Here is a 12,855-nt window from a genome sequence, read left to right on the forward strand (position 1 = left end):
GCTCCCACATTTGATCTGCGGTGTTCTGGCGTTCGCGCGTCAGGTTTTGCGCGGGTGCAGGCACTCTATCGAGCGGTCGACCATGGCCTTGGCGATTTCCAGCAGGTGCCACACGGCGAGGACTTTCGCACGCTCGGGGCTTTGCAGTTGTTCGCCACAGTCGAGCGCGGTGGCCGAGGCGCTGTGCAGCAGGTCGGCAGTGAAGAGCAGGGAGTCTTCGAAGCTGATTTCGTCGCTGATGGCGTAGAAGTTTGTCGACGGTTGCGGCGGGTCGGTGGGCAGGTAGTGGTCGAGCGCTCGGTTGAAGGCGGCGCGGTCTTTGGCTTGGTCACGGGGTGGATCGGGGACGATCTTGAACATGGTGTAGCTCCTATTGACCTGAAGAAGCTGCCACCGTCGCTGCTAAACGAGAAGGGTGGCGGCTGTACGCGGGTTAGCAGACCAGTCAATAGGAAAACCGGCGCACCCGAAGGTGCCCCACGCACAGCCACCAAAAACTGGGGCGTAAAGCGTGTGCCTATTGAGTTCAGGCTGCTAAACCCGATCACTGAAAACCAGCGACGGACCGAAGACTAGCCACCGACTCCCCCAGGCACAAGGCCGAAAGATTCTCTAGGAAACGTCCCGCAAATTAAAGGGATTCATCTTGCTGGCCCTTTACAAACCATGACCGCTGCATCGATTCATCTACTCGTTAGCCTGCTAACGGGATAGCCTTCCTGCACCCAAAAGTGGCACATTGTCGCACCTGCACCTGTGCATCCATCTGCTGTACGGAAAACCTCCCATGGCTCTGAGCAATTCCCAGCCCTCCGTGGCTACGGCGCCTGCCGCCGGGCAAACCAGCCCGTTGGTGATGCGTGTAATCGGCGCGGTGGCGCTGGCGCATTTGATCAATGACTTGATCCAGTCGGTACTGCCCTCGATCTACCCGATGCTCAAGGCCAATTACGGCCTGACGTTCACCCAGGTCGGCCTGATCACCCTCACGTTCCAGCTCACCGCGTCCCTGCTGCAGCCGTGGGTGGGTTATTACACCGACCGCCATCCCAAGCCGTACCTGTTGCCCTGCGGGATGATTTGTACGCTGGTGGGCATTTTGATGATGTCCCAAGTGGGCAGCTTCCCCCTGATCCTGCTGGCGGCGGGGCTGATCGGCATCGGCTCGTCGACCTTCCACCCGGAAGCGTCCCGCGTGGCGCGCCTGGCCTCGGGCGGGCGTTATGGTTTGGCGCAGTCGACGTTCCAGGTGGGCGGTAATGCCGGCTCGGCCTTCGGCCCGTTGCTGGCGGCGGCGATCATCATTCCGTTCGGCCAGGGCAATGTGGCCTGGTTCGGCCTGTTCGCGGTGTTTGCGTTGTTTGTGCTGTATGCGATCAGCCGCTGGTACGCCCACCACTTGAACCTGTTCAAGCTCAAACAAGGCCAGGCGGCCACTCACGGCCTGTCCAAGGGCCGGGTGCTGAGCGCGTTGGTGGTGCTGGGGCTGCTGGTGTTTTCCAAGTACTTCTACATGGCCAGTTTCACCAGTTACTTCACCTTCTACCTGATCGAGAAGTTCGACCTGTCGGTGGCCAGTTCCCAGCTGCATCTGTTCCTGTTCCTCGGCGCGGTGGCGGCGGGCACGTTCTTTGGCGGGCCGATTGGCGACAAGATCGGCCGTAAGGCGGTGATCTGGTTTTCGATCCTCGGGGTGGCGCCGTTCACCTTGCTGCTGCCTCATGTGGACCTGTTCTGGACCAGCATTCTGAGCGTGGTGATCGGCTTTATCCTGGCCTCGGCGTTCTCGGCAATTGTGGTGTATGCGCAAGAGTTGGTGCCGGGCAATGTGGGGATGATCGCCGGGGTGTTCTTCGGTTTGATGTTCGGTTTTGGCGGGATCGGTGCGGCGCTGCTGGGGCACCTGGCAGACATCCACGGCATCGAGTACGTGTACACGCTGTGCTCGTTCCTGCCGCTGTTCGGGGTTTTGGCGATTCTGTTGCCGCGTACCAAAAAGGCCTGATACCAGATCAATCGAGTCGGGCAGATATCCCTGCTGCCCAACGCTTGCGTCAAACGGGTAAATCAACTGCTCCTGCAAAGGGTGTCGGCGTTGCGCCGGTGCGCTGATTTACGGTTGTAGCGGGTTGTAGGTGGCCCGCTTGAGCTGTTCTCGCGCCCGGGACAAACGTAGGCGCACCGTGCTAATGGGGATGTCCAAGGTGTCGGCGGTGTATTGGGCGTTTCCATCGGCAAGTGCTTGTTGCTGTACTAAGTCAGCAGGTTCCAGCCGCCGGTAGATATGCTTTCCATGAAAGTGATTCCGAGTGATTAAGGCGTCGGTGCTACGCTTGCTCAAAACACGGAGAGCCGCCATGACGGATATCAAACTGATTGCTAGCTTGTTTGATCGCCTTAATCAGAACCAACTCGCCCTAGGCGCCGCAGTTGAAGAGCTTTCCAAGTGGGTCGAACAACGTGGGTCGGCAGAAATTGCCAACAACGTGCGCGGTGCGCTCGAAACACTGGATGAGAACCTTGTGTTTATTCGTCAGGGAATTGCTGAGCTAACAGTCACAGGGAGTTTAGGAAAGCTGTGACGGTCTGGAGCAGTAGAAGGTCCGGCTGTCTAACATCGAGGCAAGTAGTCCGATTCCGCCCAGGTGCCGTCGTTAGCAGTAACGGCAGGGTAGGCCGCTTACTAGCTTACAACGGCGCCCTATCGCAGGGAGGCGCTTCCCCAGGGGCATGCGCACGTTGGTAGCGAGCTGGACTGCCTACCGGGCTGGTGATTTTTCATATCTACCGAATCGAATTCTGAAGTTCTCGCTGCTAATTTTAGAGATGGGACTGGCTCTAACAATATTGAATACCGAAGTTTTTTTCGGTGGCGGGGAAGTGAGCGCCCACAAAAAAGCCGATGCAGTGCATCGGCTTTTTGTTTTGCGGCATAGGCCGCAGGTAAAGCTTATACGTTGAAGCGGAAGTGCATCACGTCGCCATCCTTGACGATGTATTCCTTGCCTTCCAGGCGCCATTTACCGGCTTCCTTGGCACCGGCTTCACCCTTGAACTGGATGAAGTCGTTGTAGGCGATGACTTCGGCGCGGATGAAGCCTTTTTCGAAGTCGGTGTGGATCACGCCAGCCGCTTGCGGGGCAGTGGCACCGACCTTGACGGTCCAGGCGCGTACTTCTTCAACACCGGCGGTGAAGTAGGTCTGCAGGTGCAGCATTTCGTAGCCGGCACGGATCACGCGGTTCAGGCCAGGCTCTTCCAGGCCCAGGGCCTCGAGGAACATGTCTTTCTCTTCGCCGTCTTCCAGCTCGGCGATTTCCGCTTCGATCTTGTTGCACACTGGAACAACCATCGCGCCTTCTTCTTCGGCAATGGCCATGACCACGTCGAGCAGCGGGTTGTTCTCGAAACCGTCTTCAGCCACGTTGGCGATGTACATCACCGGCTTGGTAGTCAGCAGGTGGAAGCCCTTGATCACCGCCTTTTCGTCGGTGCTCATGTTCTTCATCAGGCTGCGTGCCGGCTTGCCCAGAGTGAAGTGGGCAATCAGTTGCTCCAGCAAGGCTTTCTGGACCACTGCGTCCTTGTCGCCGCCCTTGGCGTTACGCGTGACCTTTTGCAGTTGCTTCTCGCAGCTGTCGAGGTCGGCGAAGATCAGCTCCAGGTCGATGATCTCGATATCGCGTTTCGGGTCGACGCTGTTGGAGACGTGAATCACGTTCTCGTCTTCGAAGCAGCGGACCACGTGGGCGATGGCATCGGTCTCGCGGATGTTGGCGAGGAACTTGTTGCCCAGGCCTTCACCTTTCGACGCGCCGGCTACCAGGCCCGCGATGTCGACGAACTCCATGGTGGTCGGCAGGATGCGCTTTGGATTCACGATGGCCGCCAGGGCGTCCAGGCGTGTATCGGGCATCGGCACGATACCGGTGTTCGGTTCGATGGTGCAGAAGGGGAAGTTCTCCGCCGCAATACCGGATTTGGTCAGGGCGTTGAACAGGGTGGACTTGCCGACGTTAGGTAGGCCGACGATGCCGCAATTGAATCCCATGGTGTTTCCCCTCGGGTAAAGAGTCAGGCCTTCTGGCTGTGCAGGTTTTTCATCGCACGGTTCCATTCACCGGCGAAGATATCCGGCAGCACGCCGAGGGCAAAATCGATGCTGGCATCGAGTTTTTCCTGTTCGGCGCGTGGCGCACGACCCAGGACGAAATTTGAAACCATACTGGCAACGCCCGGGTGGCCAATGCCAAGCCGCAAGCGGTAGAACGTATTCTGATTGCCCAACTGCGCGATGATGTCGCGCAGGCCATTATGCCCGCCATGGCCGCCGCCTTGCTTGAGCTTGGCAACGCCGGGTGGCAGGTCTAGTTCGTCATGGGCCACCAGGATTTCTTCGGGTTTGATCCGGAAGAAGCCCGCAAGCGCCGCGACAGCCTGGCCGCTGCGGTTCATGTAGGTGGTGGGAATCAACAGACGAACATCCTGACCCTGATGCGAAAAGCGTCCGGTCAGGCCAAAATATTTGCGATCGGCCACAAGATTGACGCCTTGGGCGTGGGCGATACGCTCAACAAAAAGGGCCCCCGCGTTATGCCGGGTCTGTTCGTATTCGGCGCCTGGATTTCCCAGGCCAACGATCAGTTTAATGGCAGTCACGACAGGGGCCCTTCCTTTGGAGTTGTGGATAACATCGCCGTTGGTGCGGCGAAAGTGGACGACAAAAACTCATTAACCGTTAGAGGCCAACTTCGCATTCTCGCCCGCTTTCTCGCTACGTTCCGGTCCGCGATGTTTCCTCAAGCTCCGGCATTACAGAGTGAATTACTCTGCAGCGCCTTCTTCAGCTTCTGGTGCAACGCGTGGAGCGTGTACGTTTGCAACAGCTTTGTCGTCACCGTGAGCCAGTGCAACGAACTCAACGCCTTTAGGAGCCTTGAGGTCGGACAGGTGAACGATTGCGCCGATTTCCAGAGCCGACAGGTCGACTTCGATGAACTCAGGCAGGTCTTTCGGCAGGCAGGTCACTTCGATCTCGGCGATAACGTGCGAAACTTCGCCGCCTTTCTTGACCGGAGCTTCTTCACCAACGAAGTGCACAGGCACGATAGCGGTCAGTTTCTGACCAGCTACTACGCGTACGAAGTCAGCGTGCAGCACGTGGCCTTTAGCTGGGTGACGTTGCAGTGCCTTGATGATGACGTTCTGCTTGGTGCCGCCAACGTTCAGCTCGATGATGTGGCTGTAAGCCGCGTCGTTTTCGAGCAGTTTGGCGATTTCTTTAGCCAGCATGCTGATGGATTCAGGGGCTTTTTCGCCACCGTAAACTACAGCTGGAACCAGGCTTGCGAGACGACGCAGGCGGCGGCTCGCACCTTTCCCCAGGTCGGAACGCAGTTCAGCATTCAAAGTAAAATCGTTCATGTTGTATCTCCAAAATAACCACATTCGCCCTAGCGTTTGCGACCAGCGCTAAAGGCGATATGGGCAAAAAAGCCCCGCCCCAACAGAATGCTGGGGCGGGGCGCTTTTCGTCAGGTTGATGCTGCTAAGGTTTGACCCTTAACGGAACATCGCGCTGATCGATTCTTCGTTGCTGATGCGGCGAACCGCTTCGGCAACTACCGGTGCGATATCCAGTTGACGGATACGCGAACAGGCTTGAGCGGCAGCGGACAACGGGATGGTGTTAGTCACCACCAGTTCGTCCAGCATTGAGTTCTCGATGTTCTCGATCGCTCGGCCCGACAGCACAGGGTGTGTGCAGTAGGCGAAGACTTTTGCTGCACCGTGCTCTTTCAAGGCTTTCGCCGCGTGGCACAGGGTGCCGGCGGTGTCGACCATGTCATCAACCAGAATACAGGTACGCCCTTCGACATCACCGATGATATGCATCACTTCAGAGTGATTGGCTTTCTCGCGGCGTTTGTCGATGATCCCGAGATCCACGCCCAGGGATTTGGCAACAGCCCGTGCACGCACGACGCCACCAATGTCCGGGGACACGATCATCAGGTTTTCAAAGCGCTGGTCTTCGATGTCATCCACCAGGACGGGGGAGCCGTAGATGTTATCTACCGGAATATCGAAGAACCCCTGGATTTGGTCAGCGTGCAGGTCAACCGTGAGAACACGGTCGATACCTACCACGGTCAGCATGTCAGCAACGACTTTCGCGCTGATAGCCACACGTGCGGAACGCGGACGGCGATCCTGACGGGCATAACCAAAGTAAGGGATTACAGCTGTGATTCGAGTCGCTGAGGAGCGGCGGAAGGCATCAGCCATCACGACGAGTTCCATCAGGTTATCGTTGGTCGGAGCGCAAGTCGGCTGAATAATGAAGACATCTTTACCGCGGACGTTTTCATTGATCTCGGCTGTAATTTCGCCGTCGGAGAATTTACCGACAGAGATGTCACCGAGAGGGATATGCAGCTGACGTACAACACGCCGAGCCAGATCGGGGTTAGCATTCCCCGTAAAGACCATCATCTTGGACACGCGCAGTACCTAGAGGCTGAGGGTAACCTGGATGAGTATAGAAAATGGCAGGGGCGGCTGGATTCGAACCAACGCATGGCAGGATCAAAACCTGCTGCCTTACCGCTTGGCGACGCCCCTGTATCTGTTGCAACGAGTACCCAGTACTCGGTTCCTTTAGAGCAGACTTTGCAGCTTGCGATGCAACATCGAAACGTTGCTTCCCTTTGCTACAAACCCTGTAAGGGTCTCTGTAAGAAGGGCCGAGACTTTATCAGCTTCAGCTTTGCTTGGGAAGCCCCCAAACACACAACTTCCAGTTCCGGTTAATTTTGCTTCGGTAAAATTACCTAACAAATTCAAAGCGTTACGTACATCTGGATAACGCCTTGCTACAACCAGTAAGCAGTCATTTCGACTGTTTCCCTTGGGAACGGGGCGCACTTTAATGGGAGGAGAGTTACGTGTCAACAGTGGATCTGAAAAAATTTCTGCTGTACTTACAGATACTTGCGGAACAAGCACGACATACCACGGCTCTTCGGGGTCTACAGGGGTGAGTTTCTCCCCCACGCCTTCGGCAAAAGCGGCGTGCCCACGCACGAAAACCGGGACGTCCGCGCCCAGTGTCAGGCCCAGCGCCGCCAGGCGATCGTGGTCCCAACCCAGTTGCCACAAGTGATTCAGGCCGAGCAATGTCGTTGCGGCATTTGAGCTGCCGCCACCGATGCCGCCGCCCATGGGCAGGATTTTTTCGATCCAGATGTCGATGCCCAATGGGCAACCGGATTGTTCCTGGAGTTTTTTCGCGGCCTTCACAATCAGGTTGCTGTCGTGAGGCACGCCGTCGAATTCGGTGTGCAGTTGAATCACGCCGTCATCACGAACGGCGAAGGTCAGCTCATCGCCGTAGTCGAGAAATTGAAAAATCGTCTGCAACTCGTGATAGCCGTCTTCACGGCGACCGAGAATGTGCAGCATCAAATTCAGTTTGGCCGGGGACGGCAGGGTCAGGCGTTGCTCGTTCATCTCACTGCCCCAGCTTGCGCGGTTGCCAGTCCTTGATCACCAGCGTGACGTCAAGGTCGGTGCCATGCAGCTTGATGCGCTCGGGCAGCCAGTAACCGTTCTGTTGCACATAGCTCAGGTATTCGACCTGCCAGCCATCCTGTTCCAGCGAAGCCAGGCGGCTGTCGCCATTGAGGCTCAGGCGGCTCTTGCTGTCTGGCGCAGGAAGACCGCGTACCCACCACACCAGGTGCGATACGGGGAGTTTCCAGCCCATCTGTTCTTCCAGCAGGGCTTCCGGCGTTGGCGCTTCATAGCGGCCCTGATTGGCCACTTCCAGGCTGACTTGCCCCGGCCGGCCGGTCAGGCGTGCCGCACCGCGGCCCAGCGGGCCAGACAGGCGAATGTCGTAATAGTCCTGGCGTTGCAGCCAGAACAAGGTGCCGCTGCCCGAATCTTTCGGGGCGCGAATGCCCACCTTGCCCTCGATCTGCCAGCCATCAAGGCTGCTCAGTTGATCCTTGTGCTGCTGCCACTGCGCCGGGTTGCCCGGGCCTTCGACAGATTCACGGGTGCCAAGACCGGAACAGCCGGCAAGCAGGGCAATAAAGCTGAAAACGATAACGTGGCGCAAAAACATAAAGTTAAAGGGTCTCGGATCCGGTCAGGCGCTTGATGGTGCTGCGCAGGATTGGGCTTTCGGGCTGTTCCTTGAGGAACTTCTCCCAGATTTGTCGCGCTTCACGCTGCTTGCCATTGGCCCAGAGCACTTCGCCCAGGTGTGCGGCGACTTCCTGGTCGGGGAAGCGCTCCAGCGCCTGGCGCAACAAGCGTTCGGCTTCGTCCAGGTTGCCCAGGCGGTAATTCACCCAGCCGAGGCTGTCGAGTACGGCCGGGTCTTCCGGGTTGAGCTGGTGAGCTTTTTCAATCAGCTCCTTGGCTTCGGCGTAACGCGTTGTACGGTCGGACAAGGTGTAACCCAGGGCGTTCAGTGCCATGGCGTTGTCCGGGTCGCGCTTGATGATCAGGCGCAGGTCTTTTTCCATCTGCGCCAGGTCATTGCGTTTTTCCGCCTGCATGGCGCGGGTGTACAGCAGGTTCAGGTCGTCCGGGTATTGCAGCAAGGCTTGCTGGAGGATTTTCCAGGCGCGATCGCCCTGCTTGTTGGCCGACAGGGTCTCGGCCTGGATCAGGTACAGCTGGATCGCATAGTCCGGTTCGGCATCCCGCGCGGCAGCCAGGCGTTTTTCCGCCTCGTCGGTACGGCCGTTGTTCATCAGGATATCGGCCTGGCGCAGTTGCGCCGGCAGGTAGTCATTGCCGGCGCCGACCTGGGCGTATTCAAGCAATGCAGCCTGCGGGTCGTTACGCTCTTCAGCGATACGGCCCAGGTTCAGGTGCGCCGAATCCACATGGCTCTCGCGGGCGATCAGGTCTTCCAGGTAACCCTTGGCCTCATCCCAGGCCTTGGCTTCCAGGCACACCAGCGCCAGGGAGTAGCGCAATTCGTCATCGTCCGGGTATTGCTGCACGAGGTTGGCGAACTGCACCTTGGCGTCTTCCATGCGGTCCTGTTCAACCAACATGCGGGCATAGGTCAGCAGCAGGCGTTTGTCGCCCGGGTACTTCTTGATGCTTTTTTCCAGCAGCGGAATCGCTTCCTTGCCGCGGTTGAGGTTTTGCAGCAGGCGGGCGCGCAGCAGGATCGGCGCGATCTCGCCCTCTTCCGGCGGGTGTTGCTCCAGCAGCTTCAGCGCAGCCTCGGGCTCATCATCCTGTTGCAACAACAGCGCCTTGCCGAAAATCAGCTGGCTGTTGTTCGGGTGTTTTTGCAGCAGGCGGTCGAAACTCTTCATCAGGCCGTTGCGGGTGTCCTGATCGGTGTCGGCGGCCGACAGCGCGAGGAAGTCGAAATGCGTGTCGCCCTTGCCCTGCAGGACCTTCTCCATATACACCATGGAGTCGTCATAGCGTCCGGCGCGGGCCAGTTGAATGGCCGCTGCCCGTTGCGCCTCGAGATCGTCCGGGGCGTTTTTCGCCCAGATCAGCGAGGAGTCCAGGGCCGCCTGATCGGCGCCCAGGTACTCGGCGATGCGAAACGCCCGCTCCGAAATCCCCGGATCCTGAGTATTAATGGCCTGGGTCACGTAGTTATCCAGGGCAATGTCGAAACGATTGCGCTGGCCGGCCAGCTCCGCGCTCAGCAGGCTGAAGATCGTCTCTTCACTGAACGAGGAATAAACCTTGGGCTTTTCAGGGGCGGGGGTGCTGTCTTCTACCGGCGGCGTACCGTCCGGCGACACGGGTGCCATGGCCTGGCAGCCGCTGAGAAAGACAAAAGCAAGGAGCAACGCGGAAGATCTATTCATATAGGAAGAGGACGACTAACCTGCGGTCGGATCATCATGACACAAGCCTTCGGCCAAACATAACCGTGTAGGAGCGAGCTTGCTCGCGAAGAACCAGAGGACAACGCGTTTTATCCCGTAAGCCAGCGTTATCGTTAACGACCATCGCGAGCAAGCTCGCTCCTACAGATGGCCTTTATAGGCGTAAGCTACTAGGACAATAGCCTACGGTGGTTGTTCTGAATCATTCGAAGTAGGACAATTGTCGGCTTCCCGACATCATCAGCGATATTGAATGGCCTTCCTTGCACTCGGTATTAACCACAAGACTGCTTCTGTAGACGTCCGCGAGCGCGTGGCTTTTACTCCCGAGCAGTTGGTTGAGGCCTTGCAGCAGCTCTGCCGGCTCACCGACAGTCGCGAAGCTGCGATCCTTTCGACCTGTAATCGCAGCGAGCTCTATATAGAGCAGGAACATCTTTCAGCGGATGTGGTGCTGCGCTGGCTGGCCGATTACCACCATTTGAGCCTCGATGAGCTGCGCCAAAGCTCATATGTGCACGAAGAGGATGCGGCAGTTCGTCACATGATGCGCGTCGCCTCCGGGCTGGATTCGCTGGTGTTGGGCGAACCGCAGATTCTCGGCCAGATGAAGTCCGCCTACGCCGTGGCCCGCGAGGCCGGCACCATCGGCCCGCTGCTGGGGCGCCTGTTCCAGGCCACCTTCAACTCCGCCAAGCAGGTGCGCACCGACACCGCCATCGGTGAAAACCCGGTGTCCGTGGCGTTTGCCGCCGTCAGCCTGGCCAAACAGATTTTCAGTGACTTGCAGCGCAGCCAGGCCCTGCTGATCGGCGCCGGCGAGACCATCACCCTGGTCGCCCGCCACCTGCACGAGCTGGGCGTAAAGCGCATCGTCGTCGCCAACCGTACCCTGGAACGCGCCAGCATCCTGGCCGAGCAGTTCGGTGCCCACGCGGTGTTGCTTTCCGACATCCCGGCCGAGCTGGTGCGCAGCGACATCGTCATCAGCTCTACTGCCAGCCAGTTGCCGATCCTCGGCAAGGGCGCGGTGGAAAGCGCCCTGAAACTGCGCAAGCACAAGCCGATCTTCATGGTGGATATCGCCGTTCCCCGGGATATCGAGCCTGAAGTCGGCGAGTTGGACGACGTTTACCTCTACAGCGTCGACGACCTGCACGAAGTGGTCGCCGAAAACCTGAAGAGTCGCCAGGGCGCTGCCCAGGCTGCCGAGGAAATGGTCAGCACCGGTGCCGACGATTTCATGGTGCGCCTGCGTGAACTGGCGGCAGTGGACGTGCTCAAGGCCTACCGTCAGCAAGGCGAGCGCCTGCGGGACGAGGAATTGATCAAGGCCCAGCGTATGCTCGCCAACGGCAGCAGCGCCGAAGACGTGCTGATGCAGTTGGCGCGCGGCCTGACCAACAAATTGCTGCATGCTCCCAGTGTCCAGTTGAAAAAGCTTACCGCCGAAGGCCGCCTCGATGCGCTGGCCATGGCCCAGGAACTCTTTGCCCTCGGTGAGGGCGCGACAGAAAGCTCTTCGGATAAAAAACCGCAATGAAAGCGTCACTGCTCAATAAACTGGACGTCCTTCAGGACCGTTTCGAAGAACTGACCGCCTTGCTCGGCGATGGCGAGGTCATCTCCGATCAGACCAAGTTCCGCACCTATTCCAAGGAGTACGCGGAAGTTGAGCCGATCGTGGGCACCTATAAACAGTTGCTCAAGGTTCAGGCTGACCTCGAAGGCGCCCAGGCGCTGCTCAAGGACAGCGACCCGGACATGCGCGAAATGGCCGTTGAAGAAGTGCGAGAGGCCAAGGACAAGCTGATCGAACTGGAAGGCGACCTGCAACGCATGCTGTTGCCCAAGGATCCGAACGACGGGCGCAACGTATTCCTTGAAATCCGCGCCGGCACCGGCGGTGACGAAGCGGCGATTTTCTCCGGCGACCTGTTCCGCATGTATTCGCGCTATGCCGAGCGTCGCGGCTGGCGTGTGGAGATTTTGTCCGAGAACGAAGGCGAACACGGCGGCTATAAAGAAGTCATCGCCCGGGTTGAGGGCGAGAATGTCTACGGCAAACTGAAGTTCGAATCCGGCGTGCACCGCGTGCAGCGGGTGCCGGCCACGGAATCCCAGGGCCGTATCCACACCTCGGCGTGCACCGTGGCCGTGTTGCCCGAGCCCGACGAGCAGGAAGCCATCGAGATCAACCCGGCAGACCTGCGGGTCGACACCTACCGCTCATCGGGCGCCGGTGGCCAGCACGTCAACAAGACTGACTCGGCGATCCGTATCACTCACTTGCCTTCGGGCATCGTGGTGGAGTGCCAGGAAGAACGTTCCCAGCACAAGAACCGTGCGCGGGCCATGTCCTGGCTGTCGGCCAAGCTGAATGACCAGCAGACCAGCGCCGCCGCCAATGCGATTGCCAGCGAGCGTAAGTTGCTGGTGGGCTCGGGCGACCGTTCCGAGCGCATTCGTACCTACAACTTTGCCCAGGGCCGGGTCACCGACCATCGCGTCAACCTGACGCTGTACTCCCTGGACGAAATCCTCGCCGGTGGCGTCGATGCGGTAATCGAGCCGTTGTTGGCCGAATACCAGGCCGACCAGCTTGCGGCGATAGGTGAATAAATGACCATTATTGCCAGTTTGTTACGCGCCGCCGACCTGCCGGACTCGCCGACTGCGCGCCTGGACGTGGAATTGTTGCTGGCCGCCGCCTTGGGCAAGTCCCGCAGCTACCTGCACACCTGGCCGGAAAAAATCGTCAGCAGTGAACACGCGCTGACCTTTGCCGACTACCTGCAACGCCGTCGTGCCGGCGAGCCCGTGGCCTACATCCTCGGCCAGCAAGGCTTCTGGAAGCTCGACCTGGAAGTGGCACCGCACACGCTGATCCCGCGTCCGGAAACCGAGATGCTGGTGGAAGCCGCCCTGGAATTGCTGCCTGCCACACCGGCCAAGGTCCTGGACCTGGGCACCG

Annotated in this window: 12 protein-coding genes, 1 tRNA gene and 2 pseudogenes; 5 read left to right on the plus strand and 10 right to left on the minus strand. The window is 58.8% G+C overall.

The genetic code is table 11. The annotated features are described in order from the left end of the window. Positions 1–39 precede the first annotated feature (39 nt). Positions 40–360 (minus strand): DUF6124 family protein, encoded by a 321-nt coding sequence (locus HX846_RS13090; protein ID WP_008430710.1) that lies wholly within the window; start codon positions 358–360, stop codon positions 40–42. A 427-nt stretch (positions 361–787) separates the two neighbouring features. On the opposite strand from HX846_RS13090, the gene HX846_RS13095 reads away from it, so the two are divergent. Then, the gene (locus tag HX846_RS13095) at positions 788–2,005 is read left to right on the plus strand and encodes an MFS transporter (RefSeq protein ID WP_008430708.1); all 1,218 of its coding nucleotides are present in this window, start codon (positions 788–790) and stop codon (positions 2,003–2,005) included. Positions 2,006–2,113: 108 nt separating this feature from the next. Here the strand turns inward: HX846_RS13095 and HX846_RS39245 are convergent. Continuing rightward, positions 2,114–2,233, minus strand: a pseudogene (locus HX846_RS39245) (RNA polymerase subunit sigma); the annotation flags it as partial. Between the two features lie 124 nt (positions 2,234–2,357). Here HX846_RS39245 and HX846_RS13100 point away from each other — a divergent pair. Continuing rightward, on the plus strand, positions 2,358–2,582 hold the full coding sequence (locus tag HX846_RS13100) for a hypothetical protein (protein WP_087693771.1): 225 nt from the start codon (positions 2,358–2,360) through the stop codon (positions 2,580–2,582). Between the two features lie 368 nt (positions 2,583–2,950). On the opposite strand, the gene ychF is transcribed toward HX846_RS13100, so the two are convergent. The 8 genes from ychF to HX846_RS13140 all read right to left on the minus strand — a co-directional run bounded on the left by ychF (position 2,951) and on the right by HX846_RS13140 (position 9,860). Next, the gene (gene ychF / locus HX846_RS13105) at positions 2,951–4,051 is read right to left on the minus strand and encodes a redox-regulated ATPase YchF (protein ID WP_010177033.1); all 1,101 of its coding nucleotides are present in this window, start codon (positions 4,049–4,051) and stop codon (positions 2,951–2,953) included. A gap of 23 nt (positions 4,052–4,074) precedes the next feature. Next, positions 4,075–4,659, minus strand: coding sequence for an aminoacyl-tRNA hydrolase (gene pth, locus HX846_RS13110; protein WP_003208389.1), 585 nt, complete (start codon positions 4,657–4,659; stop codon positions 4,075–4,077). A gap of 165 nt (positions 4,660–4,824) precedes the next feature. Further along, positions 4,825–5,424, minus strand: a complete 600-nt coding sequence (locus HX846_RS13115) for a 50S ribosomal protein L25/general stress protein Ctc (protein ID WP_003208391.1) — start codon at positions 5,422–5,424, stop codon at positions 4,825–4,827. 138 nt (positions 5,425–5,562) lie between these two features. Then, positions 5,563–6,504 (minus strand): ribose-phosphate pyrophosphokinase, encoded by a 942-nt coding sequence (locus HX846_RS13120; protein WP_003208392.1) that lies wholly within the window; start codon positions 6,502–6,504, stop codon positions 5,563–5,565. Between the two features lie 45 nt (positions 6,505–6,549). Beyond that, positions 6,550–6,624, minus strand: a tRNA-Gln gene (locus HX846_RS13125). A 36-nt stretch (positions 6,625–6,660) separates the two neighbouring features. Next, positions 6,661–7,512 carry a 4-(cytidine 5'-diphospho)-2-C-methyl-D-erythritol kinase gene (gene ispE / locus HX846_RS13130; protein ID WP_178965523.1) on the minus strand — a complete coding sequence of 284 codons (852 nt, stop codon included), beginning with the start codon at positions 7,510–7,512 and terminating at the stop codon, positions 6,661–6,663. A gap of 1 nt (position 7,513) precedes the next feature. Then, positions 7,514–8,131, minus strand: a complete 618-nt coding sequence (lolB, locus tag HX846_RS13135) for a lipoprotein insertase outer membrane protein LolB (RefSeq protein WP_008432261.1) — start codon at positions 8,129–8,131, stop codon at positions 7,514–7,516. A 4-nt stretch (positions 8,132–8,135) separates the two neighbouring features. After that, complete coding sequence (locus HX846_RS13140; protein WP_008432263.1) at positions 8,136–9,860, minus strand: tetratricopeptide repeat protein; 1,725 nt, start codon at positions 9,858–9,860, stop codon at positions 8,136–8,138. Positions 9,861–10,134: 274 nt separating this feature from the next. Here HX846_RS13140 and hemA point away from each other — a divergent pair, with 274 nt between their 5' ends. The 3 genes and pseudogenes from hemA to HX846_RS13155 all read left to right on the plus strand — a co-directional run. Beyond that, positions 10,135–11,424 (plus strand): glutamyl-tRNA reductase, encoded by a 1,290-nt coding sequence (gene hemA / locus HX846_RS13145; protein WP_008432265.1) that lies wholly within the window; start codon positions 10,135–10,137, stop codon positions 11,422–11,424. Beyond that, positions 11,421–12,503, plus strand: coding sequence for a peptide chain release factor 1 (prfA, locus tag HX846_RS13150; protein ID WP_003208405.1), 1,083 nt, complete (start codon positions 11,421–11,423; stop codon positions 12,501–12,503). The genes hemA and prfA overlap by 4 nt, the downstream gene beginning before the upstream one ends. After that, positions 12,504–12,855, plus strand: a pseudogene (locus HX846_RS13155) (protein-(glutamine-N5) methyltransferase, release factor-specific); the annotation flags it as partial.

This window comes from Pseudomonas sp. K5002, from assembly GCF_013386655.1.
In the GTDB taxonomy this organism is placed as follows: domain Bacteria; phylum Pseudomonadota; class Gammaproteobacteria; order Pseudomonadales; family Pseudomonadaceae; genus Aquipseudomonas.

Bases quoted from the DNA above. Each gene is read 5' to 3' on its own strand.
- HX846_RS13090 (WP_008430710.1), bottom strand. From the start codon at position 360: ATGTTCAAGATCGTCCCCGATCCACCCCGTGACCAAGCCAAAGACCGC.
- HX846_RS13095 (WP_008430708.1), top strand. From the start codon at position 788: ATGGCTCTGAGCAATTCCCAGCCCTCCGTGGCTACGGCGCCTGCCGCC.
- HX846_RS13100 (WP_087693771.1), top strand. From the start codon at position 2,358: ATGACGGATATCAAACTGATTGCTAGCTTGTTTGATCGCCTTAATCAG.
- ychF (WP_010177033.1), bottom strand. From the start codon at position 4,051: ATGGGATTCAATTGCGGCATCGTCGGCCTACCTAACGTCGGCAAGTCC.
- HX846_RS13115 (WP_003208391.1), bottom strand. From the start codon at position 5,424: ATGAACGATTTTACTTTGAATGCTGAACTGCGTTCCGACCTGGGGAAA.
- ispE (WP_178965523.1), bottom strand. From the start codon at position 7,512: ATGAACGAGCAACGCCTGACCCTGCCGTCCCCGGCCAAACTGAATTTG.
- lolB (WP_008432261.1), bottom strand. From the start codon at position 8,131: ATGTTTTTGCGCCACGTTATCGTTTTCAGCTTTATTGCCCTGCTTGCC.
- HX846_RS13140 (WP_008432263.1), bottom strand. From the start codon at position 9,860: ATGAATAGATCTTCCGCGTTGCTCCTTGCTTTTGTCTTTCTCAGCGGC.
- hemA (WP_008432265.1), top strand. From the start codon at position 10,135: ATGGCCTTCCTTGCACTCGGTATTAACCACAAGACTGCTTCTGTAGAC.
- prfA (WP_003208405.1), top strand. From the start codon at position 11,421: ATGAAAGCGTCACTGCTCAATAAACTGGACGTCCTTCAGGACCGTTTC.